The organism is Geodermatophilus pulveris, from assembly GCF_900188375.1.
GTDB classification, from domain to species: Bacteria; Actinomycetota; Actinomycetes; order Mycobacteriales; family Geodermatophilaceae; genus Geodermatophilus; species Geodermatophilus pulveris.
Map to the genome: position 1 here is coordinate 31,820 of NZ_FZOO01000014.1, position 25,581 is coordinate 57,400.

24 protein-coding genes are annotated in these 25,581 nt (G+C 74.5%); 9 read left to right on the top strand and 15 right to left on the bottom strand.

Features of this window, described 5'->3' with window-relative positions; genetic code table 11:
• Nucleotides 1-7 precede the first annotated feature (7 nt).
• Both CHB98_RS20360 and CHB98_RS20365 read left to right on the top strand, forming a co-directional pair.
• Nucleotides 8-1,501, top strand: a complete 1,494-nt coding sequence (locus CHB98_RS20360; RefSeq protein ID WP_089307434.1) for a CoA-acylating methylmalonate-semialdehyde dehydrogenase — start codon at nucleotides 8-10, stop codon at nucleotides 1,499-1,501.
• Nucleotides 1,502-1,515: 14 nt separating this feature from the next.
• Nucleotides 1,516-2,571, top strand: coding sequence for a DUF3500 domain-containing protein (locus CHB98_RS20365; protein ID WP_245821482.1), 1,056 nt, complete (start codon nucleotides 1,516-1,518; stop codon nucleotides 2,569-2,571).
• 21 nt (nucleotides 2,572-2,592) lie between these two features.
• Here the strand turns inward: CHB98_RS20365 and CHB98_RS20370 are convergent, their stop codons facing one another.
• The 4 genes from CHB98_RS20370 to CHB98_RS20385 form a co-directional block, all read right to left on the bottom strand.
• A complete protein-coding gene (locus tag CHB98_RS20370; RefSeq protein ID WP_089307435.1) occupies nucleotides 2,593-3,339 on the bottom strand; it encodes a TIM barrel protein in 747 nt (248 codons plus the stop codon).
• Nucleotides 3,340-3,419: 80 nt separating this feature from the next.
• Nucleotides 3,420-4,445, bottom strand: a complete 1,026-nt coding sequence (locus CHB98_RS20375; protein ID WP_089307436.1) for a Gfo/Idh/MocA family oxidoreductase — start codon at nucleotides 4,443-4,445, stop codon at nucleotides 3,420-3,422.
• Nucleotides 4,442-6,715: a cytochrome P450/oxidoreductase gene (locus CHB98_RS20380; protein ID WP_089307437.1), complete on the bottom strand. Its 2,274-nt coding sequence runs from the start codon at nucleotides 6,713-6,715 to the stop codon at nucleotides 4,442-4,444. Before CHB98_RS20380 ends, CHB98_RS20375 begins: the two co-directional genes overlap by 4 nt.
• 144 nt (nucleotides 6,716-6,859) lie before the next feature.
• The gene (locus tag CHB98_RS20385; RefSeq protein WP_245821484.1) at nucleotides 6,860-7,903 is read right to left on the bottom strand and encodes a LacI family DNA-binding transcriptional regulator; all 1,044 of its coding nucleotides are present in this window, start codon (nucleotides 7,901-7,903) and stop codon (nucleotides 6,860-6,862) included.
• Between the two features lie 145 nt (nucleotides 7,904-8,048).
• Here CHB98_RS20385 and CHB98_RS20390 point away from each other — a divergent pair, with 145 nt between their 5' ends.
• Both CHB98_RS20390 and CHB98_RS20395 read left to right on the top strand, forming a co-directional pair.
• Complete coding sequence (locus CHB98_RS20390; RefSeq protein ID WP_089307438.1) at nucleotides 8,049-9,248, top strand: Gfo/Idh/MocA family protein; 1,200 nt, start codon at nucleotides 8,049-8,051, stop codon at nucleotides 9,246-9,248.
• A gap of 18 nt (nucleotides 9,249-9,266) precedes the next feature.
• Entirely contained in the window at nucleotides 9,267-10,265 is a 999-nt protein-coding gene (locus CHB98_RS20395) for a sugar phosphate isomerase/epimerase family protein (protein WP_089307439.1), read from the top strand.
• A 7-nt stretch (nucleotides 10,266-10,272) separates the two neighbouring features.
• On the opposite strand, the gene CHB98_RS20400 is transcribed toward CHB98_RS20395, so the two are convergent.
• From CHB98_RS20400 to CHB98_RS20410, 3 genes are all read right to left on the bottom strand, one after another.
• Nucleotides 10,273-11,301, bottom strand: a complete 1,029-nt coding sequence (locus CHB98_RS20400; protein ID WP_089307440.1) for a Gfo/Idh/MocA family protein — start codon at nucleotides 11,299-11,301, stop codon at nucleotides 10,273-10,275.
• Nucleotides 11,298-12,305 carry a Gfo/Idh/MocA family protein gene (locus tag CHB98_RS20405; RefSeq protein ID WP_089307441.1) on the bottom strand — a complete coding sequence of 336 codons (1,008 nt, stop codon included), beginning with the start codon at nucleotides 12,303-12,305 and terminating at the stop codon, nucleotides 11,298-11,300. The genes CHB98_RS20400 and CHB98_RS20405 overlap by 4 nt, the downstream gene beginning before the upstream one ends.
• Nucleotides 12,306-12,415: 110 nt before the next feature.
• Nucleotides 12,416-13,456 carry a LacI family DNA-binding transcriptional regulator gene (locus CHB98_RS20410; protein ID WP_089307442.1) on the bottom strand — a complete coding sequence of 347 codons (1,041 nt, stop codon included), beginning with the start codon at nucleotides 13,454-13,456 and terminating at the stop codon, nucleotides 12,416-12,418.
• 63 nt (nucleotides 13,457-13,519) lie between these two features.
• Here CHB98_RS20410 and CHB98_RS20415 point away from each other — a divergent pair, with 63 nt between their 5' ends.
• Nucleotides 13,520-14,356 (top strand): aldo/keto reductase, encoded by an 837-nt coding sequence (locus CHB98_RS20415; RefSeq protein WP_089307443.1) that lies wholly within the window; start codon nucleotides 13,520-13,522, stop codon nucleotides 14,354-14,356.
• Nucleotides 14,357-14,458: 102 nt separating this feature from the next.
• Nucleotides 14,459-15,646: a phytanoyl-CoA dioxygenase family protein gene (locus CHB98_RS20420; RefSeq protein WP_089307444.1), complete on the top strand. Its 1,188-nt coding sequence runs from the start codon at nucleotides 14,459-14,461 to the stop codon at nucleotides 15,644-15,646.
• Nucleotides 15,647-15,712: 66 nt separating this feature from the next.
• Here the strand turns inward: CHB98_RS20420 and CHB98_RS20425 are convergent, their stop codons facing one another.
• The 4 genes from CHB98_RS20425 to CHB98_RS20440 form a co-directional block, all read right to left on the bottom strand.
• Nucleotides 15,713-16,528 (bottom strand): ATP-binding cassette domain-containing protein, encoded by an 816-nt coding sequence (locus tag CHB98_RS20425; protein WP_089307445.1) that lies wholly within the window; start codon nucleotides 16,526-16,528, stop codon nucleotides 15,713-15,715.
• 2 nt (nucleotides 16,529-16,530) lie between these two features.
• The gene (locus CHB98_RS20430; RefSeq protein WP_089307446.1) at nucleotides 16,531-17,610 is read right to left on the bottom strand and encodes an ABC transporter permease; all 1,080 of its coding nucleotides are present in this window, start codon (nucleotides 17,608-17,610) and stop codon (nucleotides 16,531-16,533) included.
• A 63-nt stretch (nucleotides 17,611-17,673) separates the two neighbouring features.
• Complete coding sequence (locus tag CHB98_RS20435; protein ID WP_089307447.1) at nucleotides 17,674-18,651, bottom strand: substrate-binding domain-containing protein; 978 nt, start codon at nucleotides 18,649-18,651, stop codon at nucleotides 17,674-17,676.
• A 221-nt stretch (nucleotides 18,652-18,872) separates the two neighbouring features.
• Entirely contained in the window at nucleotides 18,873-20,003 is a 1,131-nt protein-coding gene (locus CHB98_RS20440) for a Gfo/Idh/MocA family protein (RefSeq protein ID WP_245821486.1), read from the bottom strand.
• Between the two features lie 116 nt (nucleotides 20,004-20,119).
• Between CHB98_RS20440 and CHB98_RS20445 the strand changes: the two genes are divergently transcribed.
• The gene (locus CHB98_RS20445; protein ID WP_089307448.1) at nucleotides 20,120-20,386 is read left to right on the top strand and encodes a hypothetical protein; all 267 of its coding nucleotides are present in this window, start codon (nucleotides 20,120-20,122) and stop codon (nucleotides 20,384-20,386) included.
• 5 nt (nucleotides 20,387-20,391) lie between these two features.
• On the opposite strand, the gene CHB98_RS20450 is transcribed toward CHB98_RS20445, so the two are convergent.
• Nucleotides 20,392-20,622: a hypothetical protein gene (locus CHB98_RS20450; protein WP_143425151.1), complete on the bottom strand. Its 231-nt coding sequence runs from the start codon at nucleotides 20,620-20,622 to the stop codon at nucleotides 20,392-20,394.
• Between the two features lie 96 nt (nucleotides 20,623-20,718).
• Here CHB98_RS20450 and CHB98_RS20455 point away from each other — a divergent pair, with 96 nt between their 5' ends.
• Both CHB98_RS20455 and CHB98_RS20460 read left to right on the top strand, forming a co-directional pair.
• Entirely contained in the window at nucleotides 20,719-21,783 is a 1,065-nt protein-coding gene (locus CHB98_RS20455) for a Glu/Leu/Phe/Val family dehydrogenase (RefSeq protein ID WP_089307450.1), read from the top strand.
• A 156-nt stretch (nucleotides 21,784-21,939) separates the two neighbouring features.
• The gene (locus CHB98_RS20460; RefSeq protein ID WP_089307451.1) at nucleotides 21,940-22,167 is read left to right on the top strand and encodes a DUF3073 domain-containing protein; all 228 of its coding nucleotides are present in this window, start codon (nucleotides 21,940-21,942) and stop codon (nucleotides 22,165-22,167) included.
• 65 nt (nucleotides 22,168-22,232) lie between these two features.
• Here the strand turns inward: CHB98_RS20460 and purM are convergent, their stop codons facing one another.
• Genes purM through CHB98_RS20475 form a run of 3 tightly spaced genes read right to left on the bottom strand, consistent with a single transcriptional unit; the run spans nucleotide 22,233 to nucleotide 25,487 of the window.
• Nucleotides 22,233-23,288, bottom strand: a complete 1,056-nt coding sequence (gene purM / locus CHB98_RS20465; RefSeq protein WP_089307452.1) for a phosphoribosylformylglycinamidine cyclo-ligase — start codon at nucleotides 23,286-23,288, stop codon at nucleotides 22,233-22,235.
• On the bottom strand, nucleotides 23,285-24,823 hold the full coding sequence (gene purF, locus CHB98_RS20470) for an amidophosphoribosyltransferase (protein WP_089307453.1): 1,539 nt from the start codon (nucleotides 24,821-24,823) through the stop codon (nucleotides 23,285-23,287). Before purF ends, purM begins: the two co-directional genes overlap by 4 nt.
• A 55-nt stretch (nucleotides 24,824-24,878) precedes the next feature.
• Nucleotides 24,879-25,487 (bottom strand): MBL fold metallo-hydrolase, encoded by a 609-nt coding sequence (locus tag CHB98_RS20475; protein WP_089307454.1) that lies wholly within the window; start codon nucleotides 25,485-25,487, stop codon nucleotides 24,879-24,881.
• Nucleotides 25,488-25,581: the final 94 nt, after the last annotated feature.

Genomic DNA, 25,581 nt, shown 5'->3' on the forward strand with positions numbered 1-25,581 from the left:
TCCACCCATGGCCACCCACATCCCGCACTGGATCGGCGGCGCCCGCCGCGACGGCACCAGCGGTCGCACCGGGGAGGTGACCGACTCCGCGACCGGTGAGGTCGTCGGCGAGGTCGCCCTGGCCTCGGTCGAGGAGGTCGACGCCGCCGTCGCCGCGGCCGCCGCGGCGTTCCCCGCGTGGCGGGACACCTCGCTGGCCCGGCGCACCGCGGTGCTGTTCCGGTTCCGGGAGCTGCTCAACGCCCGCAAGCCCGAGCTGGCCGCGATCATCACCGCCGAGCACGGCAAGGTCCTCGACGACGCCCTGGGCGAGGTCTCCCGCGGCCAGGAGGTCGTCGAGTACGCCTGCGGGGTGCCCTCCCTGGTCCGCGGCGGGTTCACCGAGAACGCCTCCACCGACGTCGACGTGTTCTCCATCCGCCAGCCGCTCGGCCCGGTCGCGGTCATCAGCCCGTTCAACTTCCCCGCGATGGTCCCGATGTGGTTCTTCCCCATCGCGATCGCCACCGGCAACACCGTCGTCCTCAAGCCCAGCGAGCAGGACCCCTCCGCGGCGATCTGGCTGGCCGAGCTGTGGAAGGAGGCCGGGCTGCCCGACGGCGTCTTCAACGTCGCGCAGGGCGACAAGGTCGCCGTCGACCGGCTGCTCGAGCACCCGGACGTCAAGAGCGTCTCCTTCGTCGGGTCCACCGCGATCGCCCGCCACGTCTACGAGACCGGCACCCGGCACGGCAAGCGGGTGCAGGCCCTCGGCGGGGCGAAGAACCACATGGTCGTGCTCCCCGACGCCGACCTGGACCTGGCCGCCGACCAGGCGGTCAACTCCGGCTTCGGCTCGGCCGGCGAGCGGTGCATGGCCATCAGCGCGGTGCTCGCCGTCGGCGGCATCGGCGACGACCTGGTGGCCCGGATCGCCGAGCGCACGCGGACGCTGCGCACCGGGGACGGGCGCAAGGGCTGCGACATGGGCCCGCTGATCAGCAAGCGGCACCGCGACCGGGTCGAGTCCTACGTCCAGGCCGGAGAGGCCGACGGCGCCAAGGTCGTCGTCGACGGCCGCCAGGTGACGCCCGACGGCGCCGAGGAGGGCTTCTGGCTGGGCCCGACGCTGGTCGACCACGTCGAGCCGCACATGAGCGTCTACACCGACGAGATCTTCGGCCCGGTGCTGTCGGTGCTGCGGGTGGACACCTACGAGCACGCGGTCGAGCTGGTCAACCGCAACGAGTACGGCAACGGCACCGCGATCTTCACCAACGACGGCGGCGCCGCCCGGCGGTTCCAGCACGAGGTGGAGGTCGGGATGATCGGCATCAACGTGCCCATCCCGGTGCCGATGGCCTACTACTCCTTCGGCGGGTGGAAGAGCAGCCTGTTCGGCGACTCGCACGCCCACGGCGCCGAGGGCGTGCACTTCTTCACCCGCGGCAAGGTCGTCACCAGCCGCTGGCTGGACCCCAGCCACGGCGGCCTCAACCTGGGCTTCCCGCAGAACGCCTGACCGGGCCGGCGCCGGTGGGACCCACCTCCGGCCGCGGCGGGGACGCCCCGGCCGGGGTCGCCGGGCGGATGGCGGACGCGGCCGCTGCCTGGCTGGCCGCGCTGGACCCGGCGCAGCGGAGCCTGGCCCAGCGGCCCGGACCGCCGGGTGGCCCGGCGGCGGAGGACGGACGGCTGCGCTGGCACTACGTGCCGACCGACCACGGCGGGTTGCCCCTGGGGGAACAGCGGCCGGTGCAGCAGTCCCTGGCCATGCGCCTGGTGTCCACCGGGCTGTCGGTCGCCGGCTACGTGACCGTCTGCGGCGTCATGGGCCTGGAGGACGTGCTCGACCGGGCGGAGGGCTTCCCCCGCGGCGGGGCGGGGCGGGAGCGCTACCGCGACCGGGGGCTGTACTACCTGCGGGTGTTCGGCGAGCCGGGGGGCGCGGCCCCGTGGGGGTGGCGGTTCGGCGGCCACCACGTCTCGCTCAACAACCTCGTGGTCGACGGCCGGGTCCGGGGCGTGACGCCGTGCTTCCTCGGCGCCAACCCGGCGGCGGCGCCGCTGCTCGGGGCCGGCACGCTGCGGCTGCTGGGCGCGACCGAGGACCTGGCGCGGGACCTGGTCCGCTCGCTGCCGCCCGCGCTGCGGGCCCGGGCGGTGGTGCCCGGCCGGGCGCCCGCGGACATCGTCAGCCGCAACCGCCCGCTGCTGCCCCGCGCCGGCGAGGCGGAGCCGGGGCCGGACGGCGGGGTGCTGCCGCTGACCCCCGGTCCGCGGGGACTCCCGGGCAGCGAGCTGGACGGCGACCGGCGCCGGCAGCTGGAGGCGCTCCTGTCGGCCCACGTGGGCCGGGTGCCGGACGGGCTGGCCGCACCGGTCGACGTCGACTCCGTGCACCTGCTGTGGGCCGGCTCCACCGACCCGGGCCGGCCGCACTACTACCGGCTGCAGGGGCCGCGGCTGCTCGTCGAGTGGGACAACACCCAGCAGGACGGCAACCACGCGCACTCGGTCTGGCGCGACCCGGAGGCCGACTTCGGCCTGGACGCCCTCGCCGCCCACCGGGCGGCGCACCACACCGGCTGACCCCGGGGGCCGGCCGGTCCCTCAGCCGGCGAAGGCGGTGCGGAAGCTCGCGAGCGCCTGCTCCGGGTCACCGGAGGCCCAGCCCTCCAGCGCGACGACGCCGTCGTAGCCGAGCCGGTCGAGCGTGGCCGCGATCGCCGGGTGGTGGATCTCCCCGGTGCCCGGCTCGCACCGGCCCGGGACGTCGGCGACCTGGATCTCGCCGACCAGCGGCAGCGCCCGCTCCACCAGCGCGACCAGGTCCCCCTCGCCGATCTGGGCGTGGTACAGGTCGAGGTTGAGCCGCAGGTGGGGGCTGCCCACGGCCTCGACCAGCGCAATCGTGTCGGCGGCGCGGGCGAACGGCGTCCCCGGGTGGTCGACGGCGGTGTTGAGGTTCTCCAGGGTGAACACCCGCCCGGCCCGCTCCCCCAACGCCGCCAGCCGCTCGAGCGTCCGGGCCGCGGTGAGCCACATCGCCGGGGTGACGACCTCGGTGGGCACCACCGGCAGCCCGCGGCCGTCCAGCCCGGTCCCGTGCACGTTGAGCCGCGGGCAGTCGAGCCGCTCGGCGACGGCCAGGGACTGCGCGGCCGTGCGCAGCAGCTCCGCGGCGCCGTCGGGGTCGGCGAGGGTGCCGGTGACGTACCCGGTCATGGAGGAGAAGGTCGCGCCGGTCTCCACGAGCGCGTCGACGTCCTTGGCCGTCCAGTCCCAGATCTCCACCTCGAACCCGAGGCCGGCGATGCGCCGCACCCGCTCGGCGAACGGCAGGTCGAGGAAGAGCATCTCGGCCGAGGCGGCCAGCCGATGGAGGACCCCGTCCTCCCCATCTCTCGCAGGCTCGGGGCGGTGCCCTGGACGGGGCCTCACCGCTGGACCGGCACCGGTCGGCCGGTGCGCACCGACTCCGCCGCGGCCAGCGCGATGGCCAGGGCCGCGCGGGCGTCCTCGCCGGTCACCGGGGCCGGGTGCCCCGCCCGGACCGCCTCGACGAAGGCGGCCAGCTCGGCGGTGTACGCCTCGGGGAACAGCTCCTGGTCCCCGCGGACGGTCTCCACCAGCCGCCCGGCCGGGCCGGAGAAGGCCATCCCGCTGCGCCGGCCGTCGCCCGTGGTGGCCATCCCGCCGGAGCCGAGCACCTCGCCGCGGACGTCGTAGCCGTAGGCGGCCTCGAAGCACGCCTCGGCCACCGCGATCGCGCCGTTGTCGAAGCGCACGGTGACCACGGCGGTGTCCAGCAGGCCGCGGTCCCGCCACGCAGGCTCGACCAGCGCGTCGCCGACGGCGGAGACCTCGACGGCCTCGGCGCCGGGGTTGAGGAAGCGCAGCGTGTCGAAGTCGTGGATCAGCGTCTCGAGGAAGATCGTGTCCGGCAGCACGCGCGACGGGTCGAACCCGCCGGGGTCGCGGGTCACCGAGCGCAGCAGCCGCGGGGTGCCCAGCGTCCCGGCGTCGAGCAGGGCGCGGGCGGCCCGCCAGTCCGCGGCGAAGCGCCGGTTGAAGCCGACCTGCAGGACGACGCCCGCGGCGCGGGCCGCGTCGATCGCACGGTCGGCCTCGGCCAGCGTGACCGCCATGGGCTTCTCGCAGAACACGTGCCGGCCCGCACCGGCGGCAGCGACGACCAGGTCGGCGTGCGACCGGGCCGGCGCCGCGACGACGACCGCCTCGACGGCGGGGTCCGCCCAGGCCTGGTCGACGCCGGTGTACGCCCGGTCCGCGCCGAGCGCCCCGGCCAGCCGCTCGGCGGCCCCCGGCGCGGGGTCGACGACGGCGGCCAGCCGCGCGTGCGGGAGGCGCCGGGCCAGCGTCTCGGCGTGGAACGCGCCCATCCGACCCGACCCGACGACGGCCACCCCGAGCCGGCCGCCCGCAGGGATGTCCTCCCTCACAGGTCCAGCACCAGTCGGTCCGTGCGGGCACGGGACACACAGATCATCATGCAGTCGTTCGCCTGCCTCTCGTCGTCGGTCAGGACCGAGTCCCGGTGGTCGGGCACGCCCCCGAGGACGGCGGTCTCGCAGGTGCCGCAGGTCCCCTCGGCGCACGAGGAGAGGACGCCGACGCCCGCCTCCTCGACGACCGACAGGATCGAGCGGTCCGGTGGCACGGTCAGCGTGAGCTCGCTGCGTCCCAGGTCGACCTCGAACGCCTCGGTCCGCGCCGGCTCGCCCTGGGGGCGGGGCGCGAACCGCTCCACGTGCAGCGCTGCGTGCGGCCAGCCGGCGCAGCGCTGCTCGACGGCCGCCAGCAGCGGCTCGGGGCCGCAGCAGTAGACGAGCGTGTCCGGCTGCGGCGTGCCGAGCAGGGCGTCGAGGTCGAGCAGCCCGGTCTCGTCCTGGGGGCGGACCGACACCCGGTCGCCGTACGCCGCGAGCTCGTCGAGGAAGGCCATGGACGCCCGACGGCGGCCGCCGTAGACCAGCCGCCAGTCGGCGCCCGCGGCCTCCGCGGCCCGGATCATCGGCAGGACCGGCGTGATGCCGATGCCACCGGCGATGAACAGGTACCGCGGCGAGGCGACCAGCGGGAAGTTGTTGCGCGGTCCGCGCACCCGCACCCGGTCGCCGACGGCCAGCCGGTCGTGCACGTACCGCGAGCCGCCGCGGCCGTCCGGGTCGCGCAGGACGCCCAGCCGGTACCCGTGGTGGTCGGCGGGGTCGCCGCACAGCGAGTACTGCCGGGTGGGCGCCCCGTCGAGGACCAGGTCGACGTGCGACCCGGGTCCCCAGGCCGGCAGCGGGCGGTCACCGGCCTCACGCAGGCTCAGGGAGACGACCCCGTCGGCCTCCTCCCGCTTGGCGACCACCAGCGCCTCGGCCTCGAACTCCGTGGTGGCGAGGGTGACGGTCGTCGTCCGGTGGGAGACCGCCTCCACGTGCGGACGGCGGCCGTCCCGGCCGAAGGTGATCGGCAGGTTCTTCCAGACGTACATGTTGGGCGAGCTCGGGTAGAACGTCGGCGGGCCGGCCGGCTGGTAGTCGCCCAGCACGGGCAGCGCCTCCTCCAGGGCGATCCGCGCCTCCAGGCGGGCCAGCGGCGCGCCCAGGCACCCGTGCACACCCTCGCCGAAGCCCAGGTGCCGCCCCCGCGGCCGGGTGATGTCGAAGGCGTCCGGGTCGGGGAACTGGCGTTCGTCGCGGTTGGCGGCCCCAGGGATCAGCACGACCCTGCCCCCGGCGGGGATGGTGACCCCGTGCAGGGTGACCTCGCGCGACGTCGTCCGGGCGGTGAGCTGCAGCGGCGTGATGAGGCGCATGGCCTCCTCGACGGCGGCCGGGACCAGCGACGGGTCGGCCTGCAGCAGCGCCCGCTGATCGGGGTTCTCGGCGAGCAGCTCGAACAGCGTCCCGGTCAGCCCGGCGGTCGACTCCACCCCGCCGAGGAAGAGGATCATCATCAGGCCGCTGACCTCGGACTCCGTCGTGACCCGCTCCCCCACGAACGGCACCCCGTCGATGTCGGCGTTCACGAACGCCGTGACCAGGTCGTCCCGTGCGGCCCGACGGCGGTCCTCCAGCAGGTCGATGAAGAACTGCTGGACGCCCGCCGTCGCCGCCCGCGCCACCGGGGTCAGGTGCGGGGTGCCGGGCACCCGGTCCTTGAGCTCGTGCGTCCAGTGCTCCAGCTGGTCGCGCCGCGCCCGCTCCAGGGGGTCGTCGTCGTGGCGGCTCGGCAGGCCCATCAGGTGGAAGAACACGTCGAAGGGCATCGGCCAGGCCAGCTCCTGGGCCAGGTCCACCGTCCCGCGGCCCCCCGCGCCGCGGTCCCGCCACGAGTCGACCAGCTCGCGCACGACGGCGCGGATGCCGTCCTCGAGCTGGGCGATCCGGCGCGGCAGGAAGTACGGCTGCACCACCGAGCGGACCTCGTCGTGCCGGGGGTTGTCCATGCTCCCGATCGACCCCGGGGGCACCTGCTCGAGGCGGCTGTCGTCGATGTCCATGCCCTCGAAGCTGCGGAAGGTGTCCGCGTCGAGCGCTGCCGCCCGCACGTCCTCGAAGCGGGTCAGGGCGTACCAGCCCCAGCGCTCGCTCCAGTACACCGGTGCCTCGTCGCGCATCCGGCGGTAGGTCCCGAACGGGTCGGACGTGTAGAAGTCCGGCCGGAACGGGTCGTAGTCCAGCGCGGTGGCGAGCGGGGCGGTGGCGGTCTCGGCCATGTGGGTCTCCGCGGTCGGGAGCGGCTCTGTTTCAAGCGCTTCAAGACTCACTGGTGAGCCACGCCACTGTCAACCACTTGTCAGGACAAACCCCGACTGGCCACGCCCGGCAGTGGCACCCGCACGGGATCGCCGATGCAGGACTCAGCCCCCTCCCGGCGGCGGACCGGTCGTCCCCCGCACGACCAGCCGCGGGCGGACGACGACCTCGCGGTGCTCGGTGCGGCCGCCGTCCAGCCGCTCGACCACCGCGGCGACCGCGTGCCTCATCAGCTGCCGGGACTCCTGGCTGACCGTGGTCAGATCGACGTGCGCCAGCCGCGAGAGGGGGCTGTCGTCGTAGCCCACCACCGAGACCCGGCCCGGGACGTCCACCCCGCTGCGCAGCAACGCGTCGAGCAGGCCCACGGCGGAGGCGTCGTTGTAGGTCACGACCGCGGTCGGGGGCGCGTCCGACGCGAACAGCGTCCGCGCCGCCCGCGCGCCGGACGCCTCGCCGGAGTCCCCCTCCACGACCTGCACCTGCCGCCCGAGCCGGTGCCGGCGCATGGCCCGCTGGTAGCCGCGCCGCCGGCCGGCGGCGATGACCCCGGGCCCCCCGTCGACGTGGGCGATGCGGCAGTGCCCCAGGTCGATGAGGTGGTCGACGGCCTGCGCGACGCCCTCGTCGTCGGCGACCCGGACGACGTCGACACCGGCCGAGGGCACGGGGCGGCCGACGGCCACCACCGGGAGCTGCCGGTCCAGCGCGCTCAGCCGCGAGGCCGGGGCCTCCGGGCCGAGCAGGACCAGGGCCTCGCAGCGCGAGTCGAGCAGCGTCTCGACCGCCCGCCCCTCGTCCCGGCTCCGGGTCACGGTGCTCAGCACCAGGTCGTACCCGTACTCCTCGGCCGCCTCGTGGACGTCTTCGACGAGCTGGGCGTGGAAGGTGCTGCGGACGTCCATCAGGACGCCGATGAGCCGGCTGCGCCGGCGGGCCAGCAGGCTGGCCGCGCGGTCGGGCCGGTACCCCAGCCGGCCCGCCGCGTCGAGCACGCGCTCGCGGGTGGCGCTGCTCGGCCCCGGGGCGCCGCGCAGCACGAGCGACACCGTGGCCGGGGAGACCCCCGCCTCGGCCGCGACGTCCGCCAGCCGGGGACGACGCGCCGACTCCTCCGCACCCAGGACGACCGCCTCCTCCCTTGACACGACCGCCGCACCCTGCTGTGATCGGCGTCATCATTAAAGCGCTTTAAGAGTGCGGAGGCCACCCGCCGAGGCGCGGCGAGCGTGCCACGTCGGCAGGGACGATCCCGCCCCCCGAGGCCGACCACCCCGTCGAGAGGGGACAGCGATGTCGCAGCAGCCACTGTCGGTGGCGGTGATCGGCGCGGGGATGGCCGGCCGCAGCCACGCCGCCGCCTATCGCCAGGTGAACACCGTCTTCGGGGCAGGGCTCCCGCCCGTCCGGCTGGCCGCGGTCGCCGACGCCAACGAGCACCTGGCCCGGGACGGCGCCCGCCGCTACGGCTTCGAGAAGGCGGTGTCCAGCTGGGAGGAGGTCGTCGAGGACCCCTCGATCGACGCGATCAGCATCGTCGTCGGCAACTCCCTACACCGGCCGATCGCCGAGGCGGCCATCGCCGCCGGCAAGCACGTGCTCTGCGAGAAGCCGCTGGCCGGCTCGGTGGAGGACGCGCAGGCGATGGTCGCCGCCGAGGAGTCCGCGGACGTGGTGACCGCCGTCGGCTACACCTACCGCCGATCCCCGGCGATCGCCGCCATCCGCGACCACGTGCAGAACCGCGAGCTGGGCGAGCTGACCCTGTTCGACGGCCGCTACTGGTGCGACTACGCCTGCGACCCGCGCGGTCCGCTCACCTGGCGGTACAGGGGCGGACCCGGCAGTGGTGCCCTCGGCGACATCGGGGCCCACGTCATCGACGTCGGCCAGTTCCTCTGCGGGCCGGTCGTCTCGGTGTCCGGTGCGGTGCTGTCCACCCAGATCGCCGAGCGGCCGCTGCCGCTCGGCGCCGTGGTCGGCCACGACGCGGCACCGGTGCGCGAGGAGACGGGCGAGGTGGAGAACGAGGACACGGCCGTGTTCACGGCTCGCTTCGAGTCGGGCCTGTCCGCGTCGTTCTCGGTGTCCCGCACCGCCTTCGGCATGCCCAACGGGCTGGCCTTCGACGTGTACGGGCTGGACGGACGCGCCTCCTTCGACTGGCACCGGCCCTCGGAGTACCTCGTCGACGACCGTCAGCCCGAGGCCCGCACCCGCGGCGTCCGGCGGGTCATCGTCGGCCCGCAGATGCCCTACGTCGCCGGCGGCTACCCCATGGAGGCGCCGGGCGTGGGCGGCGGCAACGCCGAGATGTTCGTCTACCAGTGCCGCGCGTTCCTGGACCAGATCGTCGGCACTCCCGACCCGCTGCCACGCAACGCCACCTTCGCCGACGCCCTCCACACCATGCAGATCGTCCAGGCCGTCGTGGAGTCCGCGCAGTCCGGCGGCGCCGCCCTCGAGGTCCCCACCGCCGTCCCCACCCACTGACCGGAAGGCCGATCCCCGATGTCCCTGAAGCTGGGCGCCTACACCGCCTGCCTGCACGACCGACCGCTGGAGCAGGCCCTCGACGTGCTGCAGGCCGACGGCCTGACCTCCGTCGAGGTCAACACCGGCGGGTTCATCCCCTCCCCGCACTGCCACGTCGACCTGCTGCTCGCCTCGGAGCAGGCCCGCCGCGACTACCTGGAGACGTTCTCCTCCCGCGGGATGGAGCTGACCGGCCTGAACTGCAACGGCAACCCGCTCAACCCGCTGCCCGGCGTCGGCCCCAAGCACGCCGACGACCTGCGCCGCACCATCGAGCTGGCCGGGCTGCTCGGCGTCCGGAACGTCGTGACGATGTCGGGCACGCCCGGGTCGGACCCCGACGCCCGCTACCCCTCCTGGGTGGTCAACCCCTGGGACGGCGTCTACCTGGACGTCCTGGACTACCAGTGGGGCGTCGCCGCCGGGTTCTGGACCGAGATCGACGCCCTCGCCCGGGCCAACGACGTCCGGGTGGCCATCGAGATGCACCCGCACAACCTGGTGTTCTCCCCGGTCACGCTGCGCCGGCTGGTCGACACCATCGGCGCCACCAACGTCGGCGCCGAGATGGACCCCTCGCACCTGATGTGGCAGGGCATGGACGTCGTCGCCTGCATCCGCGACCTCGGCCCGCTGGTGTTCCACGCCGCCGCCAAGGACGCGGCGATCACCCCGGGAGTCGACATCCGCGGGGTGTTGGACACCTCCTTCACCCGGGTGCCCGCCGACGCCCCGGACAAGGTCCCGACCGGCTACGGCTACTGGTGCAACGCCTGGCCGGAGAACCCGGCCTGGCGGTTCGTGGCCGTCGGGGTCGGCCACGACGTCGACTGGTGGACCGAGTTCCTCCGGGCGCTCGCCGAGGTCGACCCGGACATGGCGGTCAACATCGAGCACGAGGACGCCGCCTACGACCGCCTCGAGGGCCTCGCCCTCGCCGCCGGGAACCTGCGCGCCGCTGCCGAGAAGCTGTAGCGCCGGGTCAGGCCCCGGCCCGGTGCGGCTCGATCCGCAGCCGCGGCCGGGGCGGCAGCCCGGCGAGCCGGTAGCACTGGTCGACCAGCGCCATGGTCGCGACCGCGTCCGCTGCGTCGGTGGGGACCGACGGGCCGCCCCGGAGGGCGGCGGTCAGCGCCTCCAACTGGTACGTGTACGAGGTCCGGGTGCCGAGGTGCTCGGTCCTCGTGCCGGCGGCGGTGCGCACGAGCACGCGGTCGTCCCGGTCCGGCTCGACGAAGCCCGGCGCCGTCACCTCCCCCTCCGAGCCCACGATCCGCAGGGACATGTCCCGGGCGGGGTGCACCATGCTGCAGCGGACCGTGGCGGTGGCGCCGGACGGGAACCGCAGCTCGGCGTCGAGCCACTCGTCCACACCCGCGCGCTCCCCGGCCCGGACGGTGACCGGCTCCGGCTCCCCGCCCGTCCACGGCGCCAGGGTGCGCGCGACGTGCAGCCCGTAGCAGCCGAGGTCCATGAGGGCGCCGCCGGCCAGTTCGAGCGACCATCGCGGGTCGCCGTCGTCCGGCGGGAGCATGGCGATCGTCGCCTCGGCGTGGACGACGTCGCCGAGCTCGCCCGAGTCCACGAGGTCCAGCACCCGGCGCACGACCGGGTGGTAGAGGTGGTGGAAGCCCTCCGTCACGGTGACGCCCGCGCGCCGTGCGGCGTCGCGGACCTCGGCGGCCTCGGCGGCGTTCGAGGCGAACGGCTTCTCCGACAGCACGTGCTTGCCGGCCGCGACGGCGGCCAGGTTCCACGGGCCGTGCAGGGCGTTGGGCAGCGGGTTGTAGACGACCTCCACCTCCGGGTCGGCGAGGACGTCCGCGTAGGAGGGCAGCACGCGCTCGACGCCGTGTGCGCGGCCGAAGTCCTCCGCCCGGGCGCGGTCCCGGGCGGCGATCGCGACCAGCCGGCTGCCGGTCGCGCGCGCGGGCACGGCCATGGCCCGCTCGGCGATGCGCGCGGCGCCCAGCACGCCGATCCGCAGGGGCTCGAGCCGGTCCGTCCTCACCGGTACAACCCCGGCCGCTCGGGGAGCTCGACCGCCACCCGGCCTCCGGCGTGCAACGACTGCAGCGCCGCGTCCGAGACGACCTGCGCGGCGTAGCCGTCCCAGGCACTGGGCCCCCCGGGCGGCCGCGCGGCGACGACCGTGTCGACCCACTCGCGCAGCTCGACGTCGTAGGACAGCGTGAACCGCTCGCGCCAGTCGGCCGGGACGAGACCGGCGACGGTGCCCTCGCGGCGGACGCGCACCGGGGCCGGTTCGGCCAGCTCGACGGTGCCGCTCTCCCCGGACACCTCGCAGCGGATCTCGTAGCCGTAGTGGACGTTGACCGACACCTCGACGTCGGCGAGGACGCCGTCGGCCATCTCGAAGAGCACGAGCAGCGGGTCCTGCAGCTCGCCGCCGCGGCTGCTCCTGCGGGGCGTGAACACCTGGGCGGCGGTGATCTCCTGGCCGAACAGCCAGCGCAGCTGGTCCATCTCGTGGATCGCGGTGTCGGCGATGGACATGTCGCGGGTGTAGTGCTGCGGCACCGAGGCGTTGCGGTGGGCGCAGTGCACGAGCAGCGGGGCGCCGATGGTCCCGTCGTCCACCGCCTGCTTGAGGGCCCGGTGCGCGGGGTCGAAGCGCCGGTTGAAGCCGACCTGCACCAGCCGCCGGCCGGCGGCGACCTCGGCGTCGACGATCCGCCGGCAGGCCTGCTGCGTGGTGGCCAGCGGCTTCTCGCAGAACACCGGCTTGCCGGCGGCGATGCACGCCAGCACGTAGGGCTCGTGCGTCGGCCCCCACGAGGTGACGACGACGGCGTCGACCGCGTCCGACGCGATGACGTCCTCGCCGCTGGGCAGCGCCTTCGCGGCGGGGAGCCGCCCGGCCACGGTCGCGGCACGCCCGGCGTCCGCGTCGGCCACCGCGACCACCCGGCTGCCCCCGGGGCCGCCGTCCAGCCGGCGGACGTGCTCCTGCCCGATCATGCCGACCCCGATGACCCCGACGTCCAGCGCCACGACCCCTCCTCGGTCCCGTCCGGCCCGGCGCAGCGCAGGGCCGTGTCGAGGCTGTGCGCCGGACCACGGCCAGGTCAACGGCGCGGGTCCATCAAGAACCCCTCAACGGGTCACCTCGCCGAGAGCAGCTCTGCCGGGATGTTGTGCGGCGTCACCACCTGGACGCCGGAGTGCCAGGACCGCGGGGTGCCGGGCAGCGCGCCGTGGGCCTGCATGACGACGTGGCAGGCGCGGCGCAGGTCGAGTGCCAGGTCGTGGTGCAGCACCGCGGACAGCCGGCCCTCCCGCAGCAGGGCGAGGTTCTCGGCATCCAGGTCGTGGGCGACGAAGGCCCGGCAGCTGCGCCCGGCGTCGGCGAAGGCCGCGACGGTCGCGGCGTTGCCGCCGGCGGCGTACATCGAGTACACGGCGGCGATGTCCGGGTCGGCGGCGAGCGCGTCGCGGACGAGCCCGCGCAGCACGTCGTCGTCCCCCGTCGCGTCCACCAGGTCGACCTGCCGCCGCCCCGGGCGCAGCGCGCGGGTGGTGGCCCGGAAACCCATCTCCCGGTCGTCCTCGCCCCGGAAGGACCCGGTGCCCCGGGTGACGAGGACGGCGGTGTCGTCGGGCAGCCACCTGTCGAGCAGGTACGCGGCGGTCGCCCCGGCCGCCCGGTTGTCCAGGCCGACGTAGGCGACCCGGCGGCTGGTCGGCAGGTCCGTCACCAGCGTGGTGACGGGGATCCCGGCCTCGGCCAGCCGCTCGATCGCGGCGACGACCAGCGGGTGGCCGGGGGCCTTGAGGACGACGCCCTGCGACCCGCGCCGGGCGATCCGGTCGAGCGTGGCCGCCAACTCGGCCGCCGGTGGGGCCTCGGTGAGGTGGAACCGCGCCCGGAACGTCGCCGGGCGCACCAGCGGCAGCTGGGACTCCAGGGCCGCCCGCACCGCGGCGGAGAACCGGGCCGGCGCGTCGACGACCAGGTCGAGGAAGAACGTCCGCCCGGTCAGCCGCACCTGCGAGCGCTGCCGGTGCAGGTCGGCGATGGCGCGGTGCACCTCCTGGACCGTGCTCGCGCGGACCCCGCCCCGCGCGTTCAGGACGCGGTCGACGGTCGCCTCGGACAGGCCGGCCTGGCGGGCGATCTCGCGGATCGGGTAGGGGTGCGGCACCGCACCAGTCTGAGGGGTCTCTGAGGGTTGACCGCGTGCCCGCGGGCTCACGAGGCTGGCGGGATGACCACGGTCCCCTCCGTCTCCCTGCACGACGGCGTCACGATCCCCCAGCTCGGGCTGGGCACCGCCCGGCTCCCCGACGAGGAGACGCGGCGGATCGTCCGCGAGGCGCTCGCGGTCGGCTACCGGTTCGTCGACACCGCGGCCAGCTACGGGAACGAGCGCGGCGTCGGCCAGGGCATCGCCGACTCCGGACTGCCGCGCGAGGAGGTCTTCGTCTCCACCAAGCTGCGCGGCCGTGACCAGGGGTACGAGACGGCCAAGGCCGCACTGCGGGCCAGCCTGGACCGACTGGGCACCGACCACGTGGACCTCTACCTGATCCACTGGCCGCTCCCCCGCCTGGACCGCTACGTCGAGTCGTGGCGGGCGATGGAGGAGCTGCTCGACGAGGGGCTCACCCGCACGATCGGCGTCTCCAACTTCCTGCCCGAGCACCTCGACCGGCTCGCCGCCGCCTCCTCGACGGTGCCGGCGGTCAACCAGATCGAGTGCCACCCCCGGGAGCCGCAGCTCGAGCAGCGGGCCGACGACGCCCGCCGCGGCATCGTCACCGAGTCGTGGTCACCGCTGGCCAACGGCGGGGAGCTGCTGCAGCAGCCGGTGCTCACCGGGATCGCTGCCCGGCACCGCCGGACACCCGCGCAGGTGGTGCTGCGGTGGCACGTGCAGCAGGGCCTGGTCACCTTCCCCAAGGCGTCGTCCCGCGGCCGGCTGGTCGAGAACCTCGACGTCTTCGACTTCGAGCTCGACGACGAGGACATGGCGGGCATCGCCACGCTCGCCGACGGCACCCGCGTCAACGGGCAGTACCCGGACGTGTGGGAGGAGTTCTGAGGCCAGCGGGTGACGGTTTCTTGAGGGATCTGGCGCCTTGTAGGCCTCGCAGCGGACCGTCAGGCTCGACGGCACCCCACCCCGCACAGGAAGGACGACGCCATGAGCGCACCCGCCACCCCCCGGACCACCCCCGGCTGGTTCACCGCGGAGGACTGCCGCCTGGAGGACTTCCGCGCGCTCGTGGAGACGACCACCGACCTGGCCGACTACCCCCATGCCGACGAGGTCCGGGGGAGCGTCCTGGTCTACGGCGCGCGGCTGCGCGAGTCCGTCGCCACCCCCGAGGGCCGCCGGGACGTGCAGGCCGAGCTGGCCCGCGCCCTGGCCGACGGCCCGGGGATCGTCGTCTTCGCCGGCGCCTTCCCCGACACGGAGGTGGTCGACCGGGCGACGGCGGCGTTCCGGGCGATGATCGACGAGCAGGAGGCAGCCGGCGTCGTCGGCGGCGACCACTTCGCCAAGCCGGGCGCCAACGACCGCATCTGGGGCGCGCTGGACAAGTTAGCCGTCCGGGACCCGGAGGCCTTCGCCGCCTACTACGGCAACGACGTCATCGCGCTGGCCTCCGAGGCGTGGCTCGGCCGCGGCTACCAGCTCACCAGCCAGGTCAACGTGGTGAACCCCGGGGGGCAGGCGCAGGTCGCCCACCGCGACTACCACCTGGGCTTCATGTCCGAGGAGCAGGCCCTGGCCTACCCGGCGCACGTGCACCGGCTCTCCCCCGTCATGACCCTGCAGGGGGCGGTCGCGCACTGCGACATGCCGGTGGAGACCGGGCCGACGATGTACCTGCCGCACTCGCAGAAGTACGCCCCCGGCTACGTCGCCTTCCACCGGCCGGAGTTCACCGCCTACTTCGGCGACCACTTCGTCCAGCCACCGCTGCAGAAGGGCGACGCCGCCTTCTTCAACCCGGCGCTGTTCCACGGCGCCGGGACCAACCGGTCGGCCGACGTCCGCCGCATGGCCAACCTGCTCCAGGTCTCCTCGGCCTTCGGCCGGGCGATGGAGACCGTCGACCGGGCGGCGATGTGCCGGGCGCTCCACCCGGTGCTGCTCGCGCAGCAGGCCGCCGGCGCCGACGACCGCACGCTGCGCAACGTGGTCGCCGCCTCGGCGGAGGGCTACGCCTTCCCGACCGACCTCGACCGCGACCAGCCGATCGGCGGCCTGGCGCCGGAGACCCAGGCCGAGCTGGTCTGGCGCGCCGTGCAGGAGGACTGGTCGCCCGAGACGCTGGACGCCGGGTTGACCGCGCAGGCGGAGCGGCGGGCGGGCGGCCGCTGACCCCCGCTCGACGGCACGACGCCGCCGTCCCGGACCCGCCGGGGCCCGGGACGGCGGCGACGGGAGTCAGCGCTTGAGCTCGTGGGAGAGCTCGGCGAGCTCCTGACCCCCGGCCATCTCGGCGGTGAGCTCCTCGAGGGTGACCTCGGAGCGCTTCTTGTCCAGCACCCGGCGGCCGAGCTTCAGGATCACGAAGTGGTCGCCCACCATGTAGGCGTGGTGCGGGTTGTGGGTGATGAAGACGACCCCGAGGCCGGCGTCGCGGGCGGCGGCCGTGTACTTGAGCACCACGCCCGACTGCTTGACCCCCAGCGCCGCGGTGGGCTCGTCGAGGATCAGCACCCGGGCGCCGAAGTAGACCGCCCGGGCGATCGCGACGCACTGCCGCTGGCCGCCGGAGAGCGTGCCGATCGGCTGGTTGATGTCCTTGACGTGGATCCCCATCTTCTGCAGCTCGGTGTCGGCGATCTCCCGCATGGCCTTGATGTCCAGCGGCGCGAGGGGGTACCTGCCCTTGCGGATCTCCGAGCCGAGGAAGAAGTTGCGCCAGACCTCCATCAGGCCCACCACGGCCAGGTCCTGGTAGACGGTGGCGATCCCGGTGTCGAGGGCCTCGCGCGGCGAGCCGAAGTGCCGCTCCGTGCCGTCGACGCGCAGCGTCCCCTCGCTGTGCGGGTGCAGCCCGGAGATGATCTTGATGAGGGTCGACTTGCCGGCCCCGTTGTCCCCGAGGACGCAGGTCACCTCCCCGGCGTTGACGGTCAGGTTGACGTCCTCCAGCGCCCGGATGGCGCCGTAGGCCTTCCCGACCCCGTCCATCTCGACCAGGGGCTCGCCCCGGTGCAGGTCCCGCGCGGCGCGCTCGGCGATCGTGTCGGTCATGGTCACTTCCTCCGGGCGGCGTAGTTCTTGACGTACAGGTTGACCATGACGGCGAGCAGCAGCATCACGCCGAGGAAGGTCCGGAACCAGTTGGGGTCCCAGCCGGCGAAGACGATGCCCTGGGTGGTCATGCCGAAGATGAGGGCACCGAGCGCCGAGCCGACCGCCGAGCCGTAGCCGCCGGTCAGCAGGGCGCCGCCGACGACGGCGGCGATGATGTAGACGAACTCGTTGCCGACGCCGATGCCGGCCTGCACCGTGCTGAAGTTCATCAGCAGGTGCATCCCGAGGAACCAGGCCAGGAAGCCGACGGCCATGAACAGCCCGATCTTGACCTTGCGGACGGGCACCCCGACCGCCCGCGCGCTGGCCTCGTTGCCGCCGGAGGCGAAGATCCAGTTGCCGACCCGGGTGCGCAGCAGGACCCAGGTGCCGACCGCCACGAACAGCGCCCACCACAGGATGGTGACGTTCAGGGTGATCACGCCGAGGTCCACGTCGGAGGCGAACACGGCCCGCGCGGAGTCGAAGCCGTCCAGCTGGTTGATGTTCGGGGTCGCGACGGCACCGGTGACCAGCCGCGTGACGCCGAGGTTCAGCCCCTGCAGCACGAAGAACGTCGACAGTGTCACCAGGAAGCTCGGGATGCCGGTGCGCACCACCAGCCAACCGTTGAGGAAGCCGATGGCCAGGGCGACGACCAGGCTGACCACGACGCCGACCCACACGTTGAGGCTCAGCTGGTAGCAGAGCATCGCCGCGGTCAGCGCCGCCGTGGTCACCGCGACACCCGCGGACAGGTCGAACTCGCCGCCGATCATCAGCAGCGCGACGCCGACCGCCACGATGCCGATCGTCGCGCTGGCGTACAGGTAGGTCGACGCGGCGGGCAGGGAGCGGAACGTGGGGGCGGCCGCGTAGAAGAACAGGAAGACCGCGACGGCGGCGGCGAGGGCACCGACCTCCGGGCGGGCGAGCACCCGGGACAGCAGCGAGCGCTGCTGGCGGGGCGGCGCGGCGGGCGCACCGGTGGCGGGCGGGGACGGTTGGGACGAGGACTGCGTCGCCACGGACGAGCTCATGGCCTGACTCCCGGGGGGTGTGGGAGGGGGAGCCGGGCCGGCCGCCCGGCTCCCCCGACGGGACTAGCGGGTGTTGTTCTCCGTGAACGGCAGGATCGCGTCGATGTTGCTCGAGTCGACGATCGACGGGCCGGTGAGGACCGGACCACCGCCGCCGATGTCGTTGCCGTTGGTGATGTTCAGCCACAGCGAGGTCACGGCCATGTAGCCCTGCACGAACGGCTGCTGGTCGACCGAGAACGCGATGCCGCCGTCCTGGATCTGCTGGGCGACGTCCTGGTTGAGGTCGAAGGTGGCGATGGCGGCCTCGTTGCCGGCGTCCTCCTTGGACTGCTGGGCCGCCAGCGCGATGTCCGCGCCCAGCGCCACGATCGCGGTGACCGAGGGGTCCTGCTGCAGCTTGGCGCCGATCGTCTGCTGGACCGACGGGAGGTCGCGCCCGTTGACGTAGAGGATCTCGGTGTCGGGGTAGGTCTTGGCGACCCCGGCGCAGCGGGTCTCCAGCTGCACCTGACCCTGCTCCTGGATGACGCAGATGGTCTTGCCGGTGGACCCCGTCTCGGCGAGCTGGGCGCCCACGGCCTGACCGGCGAGGTCCTCGTTCGACCCGAAGTACATGGAGATGCCGTAGTCCGCGTACTGGTCGCCGCCGGCGTTGAACGCCACGACCGGGATGCCGGCATCGACCGCGGACTGCGCGGCCGGCCCGATGGCGTCGGGCGTGGGCAGGGTGACCGCCAGGCCGTCGACCTCGCTGTCGATGGCGTTCTGGACCAGCGTGGCCTGCCGGCCGGCGTCGGGGTCCGCCGAGTAGTTCAGCGTGATGTTGTGGTTGGCGGCCGCGGCCTCCGCCCCGTTGCGGATCTTGTCCCAGAACGTGTCGCCCGGGGCCTCGTGGGTGACCATCGCGATGGTGTACTCCTCGGTCGCGGCGGGGGCGCCCTCGTCCTGCGCACCGCCCTGGCTGCTGCACCCGGCCACCACCAGGCCGAGGACGCTCACGGCGGCCAGCGCCCGCAGCGGCTTCCTGACAGTTCTCATCGAGTGCGTTCCTCTCGTGCGATCCACCGGGGAGGCTGCCCCTGAGGCGCTATGTTCGGACAAACTGACATATAGAATGTGACACGCCTAACATGGGTCGTCAATAGCCTCCCCGCCCGGACCCCGCGCCGACAGGGCCATCGACCCGGGAACCGGCCGGGTCACGTGATCGGGCGCCCGGCGGAGGGGGCGGGGCCCCGCGGCAGGGGGCGGGACGGGCCTCAGGAGGTCGGGACGTCGACCCAGCCGCGAGCGGCCGCGGACTCGGCCATCGCCTCCAGTGCGACCGCGGCGTGGACGGCGTCGTCGATGCTCGTGCCGTGCGGGCGGCCGTCGACGACGGACCGCAGGAACTCGGCGCACTCGACCACCTTGAGGTCGTCGTAGCCCATGGCGATGCCCGCGCCGGGCTGGAACGCGGCGTACGCGCCCGCGCCGGGGCCGACGTGCACGGTGCTCACGGGCTGGTCCTGGTAGGCGTCCCCCTGGCTGACGCCGAGCTCGCCCATCCGGCGGAAGTCCCAGAACAGCGCGCCGGCGGTGCCGTGGACCTCGAAGCCGTAGCTGTTCTGCTCGCCCACGGCGACGCGGCTGGCCTCCAGCACGACCCGCGCACCGGACGTCGTGCGCAGCAGGGCGGAGACGTAGTCGTCGTTCTCCACGGGTCCCTGCTCGCCGCCCGCGGCACGGGCGTGCCCCGACGTCGCGCCGGAGGGCCGGACCCGCCGGCCGATGAACACCGCCGTGTCCGCGGCCACCGAGGCGATGTCACCCAGCAGGTGGCGGACCATGTCGACGGCGTGCGACGCCAGGTCGCCCAGGACGCCGCTGCCCCCGCGGGCGGTCTCGTACCGCCAGGTGAGCGCCCCGTCGGGGTGCGCCGCGTAGTCGCTGAAGAAGCGGACCCGGGCGTGCGTGACCGCGCCGATCGCCCCGTCCGCGATCAGCCGGCGGGCGGCAGCGACGGCCGGCGCGTGCCGGTAGTTGAAGCCGACCGCGCTCTGCACACCGGACTCCCGGACGGCCGCGGCGACCGCGCGGGCGTCGTCCGCGGTGAGCCCCACCGGCTTCTCGATCCAGACGTGCTTGCCGGCCCGCGCCGTCGCCACGCCGATCTCACGGTGCAGGAAGTTGGGCGCGGTGATGCTGACCGCCGCCACGCGGGGGTCGGCGAGCACCGCCCGCCAGTCCCGGGCCGGCGAGGCGAAGCCGAACTGCGCCGCCGCCGCCTCCGCCCGGCCGGGGACGTCGTCGGCGACGGCCACGAGCTCGGGGACCGGCAGGTCGGGGTAGTGGTGCCGGACGCGCGCGTAGGCCTGGGCGTGGGCGCGGCCCATCCACCCGAAACCCACGACCGCCACCCCGACAGGACCGGCACCAGGAGTCACGGGCCAGGACGATAGTGGGACGACGCCGGTCATCCCCGGCGAGGCGGCGCGCCTGGCGGCGCGGGACACGGGAGGACGCGATGGCACGCAGGCCGCTGTTCCGCCCGGGGCTGCAGGAGGGGCTGCTGGACCTGCTGCGCCCGGCATCGGCGCGGCTGGCCGCGCAGCCGGGTGAGCGCGCGCGCCCGGGGTTGGCCGAGGTGGCGCGCGAGTGGGCCGGCCGGCCGGCCGCGGAGGTGCGCCCGGTCCTCGAGGAGGTCGTCCGCTCGGTCGGGGCGACCCCCGACCTCGCGGCGCTCACCGAGTTCGCGGAGCGGATCGAGGCCGGGGAGGACCCCTTCGCCTGAGCGGGTCAGCGGGTCCGGAACAGCCGCCGGTGCGCCTGCTGACGGAGGAGGGTGGCGACCTCGCCGCGGTCGTCCGCCTGGCCGGCCTCGACGATCACCTCGAGGTCGTTCAGCTCGGCGGCCGACGTGTAACCGGCCAGCTCGTGCGCGAGCCCGTGACGGGTGCGGCGGGCGGCGCGCGGCTGCGAGGAGGGGCGGGGACGGGACGAGCGGAACACGGCTTCTTCTCCGAACATGCTGACAAGGGGTGCGCTCCATACAAGCGCGCCGCCGCCCCCGGTATTCGGTACGACGCTGTGAGTGTGCGCACGTCCACGATCTAGGCTCCCCCCGTGGACGTACTCCGCTCCGGTCACGAACAGGTCGTCTTCTGCTCCGACGGGGCCTCCGGCCTGCGGGCGGTCATCGCGATCCACTCCACGGCGCTCGGGCCGGCGCTGGGCGGCACCCGCTTCCACCCCTACGCCGACGAGGACGCCGCCGTCGCCGACGCGCTGGCCCTGTCCCGGGCCATGACCTACAAGAACAGCCTGGCCGGCCTGGACCTCGGCGGCGGCAAGGCGGTCATCATCGGCGACCCGCACACCGACAAGACCGAGGCGCTGCTGCGGGCCTACGGGCGGTTCGTGGAGTCCCTGGGCGGGCGCTACCTGACCGCCTGCGACGTCGGCACCTACAACGCCGACCTCGACGTGGTCGCCCGCGAGACCCGCTTCGCGCACGGCCGGTCGACCGCCCACGGCGGCTGCGGGGACTCCTCGGTGCTCACCGCCTACGGCGTCTTCCAGGGCATGCGGGCGGCCGCCCAGCACCGCTGGGGCAAGCCGTCGCTGGCCGGGCGCACCGTCGGGGTCGCCGGGGTGGGCAAGGTGGGCAGCTGGCTGGTCGACCGGCTGGTCGAGGACGGCGCCGACGTGGTGGTCACCGACGTCGACGCCGGCGCCGTGGAGCGGGTGCTGGCCCGCCACCCCGCGGTGGACGCCGTGTCCGACACCGCGACCCTGGTCCGCACGCCCACCGACGTCTACGCGCCGTGCGCCCTCGGCCGCGCCCTGGACGACGAGACGGTCGCCGCGCTGGAGGCCGAGATCGTCTGCGGCGGGGCCAACAACCAGCTCGCGCACGCCGGCACCGCCGACGAGCTGCTGCGTCGCGGGGTGCTGTACGCCCCCGACTACCTGGTCAACGCCGGCGGCGTCATCCAGGTGGAGGACGAGCGGCACGGGTTCTCCTTCGCGCGCGCCGAGGCCCGGGCCGCCGGCATCTTCGACGTCGCGCTGCAGGTGTTCCGGGCCGCGGACGAGGCGGACGTCTCCCCCGCCGTGGCCGCCGACCGGCTGGCCGAGGAGCGGATCGCCTCGGTCGGCCGGCTGGCCACCATCCGGCTGCCGCGCTGAGCGGACCCCGGTCGGGCGACAGCAGGGGGAGACCCGTGCCGGTCGTCGGTACGTGTCGTAAGCTCGCTCGGGACAGAGTCACTCAGTCGGGGTCGCCACGCGGGCCGTCCAGCCCGGAGCCGGGCTCCCGCACTCCGTAACGAGGGGGTCGAGCCGATGGGGCGCGGCCGAGCGAAGGCCAAGCAGACACGCGTGGCCCGTGAGCTCAAGTACAGCTCACCCAACACCGACCTCTCCGCCTTGCAGCGCGAGCTGGCCGGGTCGCCGTCGACCTACACCGCCCCCTCCCGGGCGAGCACGGACGACGACGACGAGGACGACGAGTACACCGATCGCTGGGCGGCGGACGACGACGCCGACGACGACTGGGCGGCCAGTCGATGACCGCCTGACCGGCACGGGCCGAACGGACGACACCGCGACTCCCCCGGGGGTCGCGGTGTCGTCTGTCAGCGGTGGGCGCCGACCAGCCGGGCGGCGTCCCCGCCGGTCCGGGGGCCCACGGTGCCGGCGACCCACGCGGGCACGCCGCGCCCGGTGAGCCCGGCCACGACGTCGTCGGCGACGTCCGGCGCGACGACGGCGACCATGCCGACGCCACAGTTGAACGCGCGCTCGGTCTCCGCCCGCGGCACGCCGTGCTCCTCCAGCAGCGCGACGGCGGCCGGGAGCGCCCAGGTGCCGCGGTCGAGCACGGCCGCCAGCCCGTCGGGGACCACCCGCGCGGTGTTGCCGGCCAGGCCGCCGCCGGTGATGTGCGCGAGGGCGTGCACGCCCTCGACGCCGAAGCGGTCCACCAGCGCCAGGCAGTCCAACGCGTAGATCCGGGTGGGCTCCAGCAGCACCTCGCCCAGCGGGCGGTCCAGCCCGGCCGGCGTCGCGGCGAGGTCCAGGCCGGCCGCGGCGACCACCCGGCGCACCAGCGAGTAGCCGTTGGAGTGGAAGCCCGACGACGCCATCGCCACGACGGCGTCGCCGTCCCGGACGCGCTCGGGGCCCAGCACCGCGTCGGCCTCCACGACGCCCACGGCGGTCGCGGCCAGGTCGTAGTCGTCGGGGGCCATGAGGTCGCCGTGCTCGGCGGTCTCCCCGCCGACCAGCGCCGCGCCGGCCAGCCGGCAGCCGGTCGCGATGCCGGTGACGACGGCGGCGACCCGCTCCGGGACCACGCGGCCGCAGGCGACGTAGTCCTGGAGGAACAGCGGCTCGGCGCCGCAGGCCACCAGGTCGTCGACGACCATCGCCACCAGGTCGATGCCGACGGTGTCGTGCCGGTCCAGCTGCCGGGCCAGCGCGATCTTGGTGCCGACGCCGTCGGTCGAGGAGGCCAGCAGCGGCCGGCGATACCGGGCGGTGTCGAGTGCGAAGAGCCCGGCGAAGCCGCCCAGGCCGCCGACCACCTCGGGCCGGCGGGTCGCCTCGACGGCGCTGCGCATCAGCGTGACGGCGCGCTCGCCGGCGTCGATGTCGACGCCGGAGGCGGCGTAGGTGAACGGCCGGCTCACGGGCGGCTGAGCGCGTCGTCCGCACCACCCGGCACGGTCGCGCTGCCCGCCTGCTGCCCGGTCCAGCCGGTGACGGCGCGGCGCTCGATGCCGTCGAGCACGTGCTTGCCCAGCACCGTCGGCTCGGCCAGCGGGATCGGGTAGGAGCCGGTGAAGCAGGCCGTGCACAGCCGGTTGACCGGCTGCTCGGTGGCCGCGATCAGCCCCTGCTCGGAGACGTAGGCCAGCGAGTCGGCGTTGATCGACGCGCGCACGCCGTCGACGTCCAGGCCGTTGGCGATCAGCTCGGCGCGGCTGGCGAAGTCGATGCCGTAGAAGCACGGCCACTTCACCGGCGGGGAGGAGATCCGCACGTGCACCTCGACCGCCCCGGCCTCGCGCAGCATGCGGATCAGCGCGCGCTGGGTGTTGCCGCGCACGATCGAGTCGTCGACGACGACCAGCCGCCGGCCGCGGATGACGTCGCGCAGCGGGTTGAGCTTGAGCCGGATGCCCAGCTGCCGGATGGTCTGGCTGGGCTGGATGAAGGTCCGCCCGACGTAGGAGTTCTTGACCAGCCCGATGCCGTAGGGGATGCCGGAGGCCTCGGCGTAGCCGACGGCGGCCGGGGTGCCGGACTCCGGCACGGAGATGACCAGGTCGGCGTCGGCCGGGTGCTCCCGCGCCAGCCGCCGGCCGATCTCCACCCGCGCGGCGTGCACGCCGCGGCCGCTGATCGTGGTGTCCGGCCGGGCCAGGTACACGTACTCGAACACGCAGCCCTTCGGCTGCGCCGCGGCGAAGTGCTGGCTGCGCAGGCCGTCCTCGTCGATGGCGATCAGCTCGCCGGGCTCCACCTCGCGCACCACGGAGGCGCCGACGATGTCGAGGGCCGCCGTCTCGCTGGCGACCACCCAGCCGCGCTCCAGCCGGCCCAGCACCAGCGGCCGCACGCCCTGCGGGTCGCGGGCGGCGTAGAGGGTGGTCTCGTCCATGAAGGTGAAGCTGAAGGCGCCGCGCAGCTGCGGCAGCACCTCCATCGCGGCGGCCTCGACCGGCAGGTCCGGCCGGGCGGCGATCAGCGCGGTCACCAGGTCGGAGTCGGTGGTGGAGGTGAACGCGCCGGGCACGCCCGCGTCGGCGGCCCGGGAGGCCAGCTCGGCGGTGTTCACCAGGTTGCCGTTGTGGCACAGCGCCAGCCCGGTGCCGGCGTCCGTCGTCCGGAAGGTGGGCTGGGCGTTCTCCCACGTGGAGGCCCCGGTCGTGGAGTACCGGGTGTGCCCGACGGCGAGGTGGCCGCGCAGGCTGCCGAGCGTGGCCTCGTCGAACACCTGGCTGACCAGCCCGAGGTCCTTGTAGACCACCACCGAGGCGCCGTCGGAGACGGCGATCCCCGCCGCCTCCTGGCCGCGGTGCTGCAGGGCGTAGAGACCGAAGTAGGTCAGCTTGGCGACCTCCTCCCCCGGCGCCCAGACCCCGAAGACGCCGCAGGCGTCCTGGGGTCCGGGGAACTGGGGGTCGAGGTCGTGCGTCAGCCGTCCGTCACCGCGAGGCACCCCACGAGCCTACCGGCGGCCGGCGCCCGGCCCGCGTGGCGCGTGCCACCGGCGCTCAGCGGACGTTGCCCAGCTCGGCGGAGATGCGGGTGTCCGGCCCGTGCCCGGTGTGCACGACGGTGTCGCCGTGCAGGGTGAGCAGCCGGTCGCGGATCGACCGGACGATGGTCGGGTGGTCGCTGAACGAGCGGCCGGTGGCGCCTGGCCCGCCGTGGAAGAGCGTGTCGCCGGTGAAGACGGCCCGCAGGTCCGGGGCGTGCAGGCAGGTGCTGCCCGGGGAGTGCCCGGGGGTGTGCAGGGCGGTCAGCGTGGTGCCGGCGACGGTGAACCTGGTGCCCTCGGCGAGGTCGGCGTCCGGGGCGGTGCCGGGGTGCACGACGTCCCAGAGCATCCGGTCGGCCGGGTGCGCCCAGACCCGCGCCCCGGTGGCCTCGCGCAGGTCGACGGCGGCGGTGACGTGGTCGTTGTGCCCGTGGGTCAGCACGATCGCGGTCACCCGGCGCCCGCCGACCGCGGCCAGGATCGGGGCGGCGTCGTGCGGGGCGTCGACGAGGAGCACCTCCTCGTCGTCCCCGACCAGCCAGACGTTGTTGTCGACGTCGAAGTCCTGCCCGTCCAGGCTGAACACGCCGGAGACGACGGCCTTCTCGATGCGGGCGGTCATCAGAGGACGACCACGCTGCGCAGCACCTCGCCGCGGTGCATCTTGTCGAACGCGGTCTCCACGTCGTGGATGCCGATGGTCTCGCTGACGAACT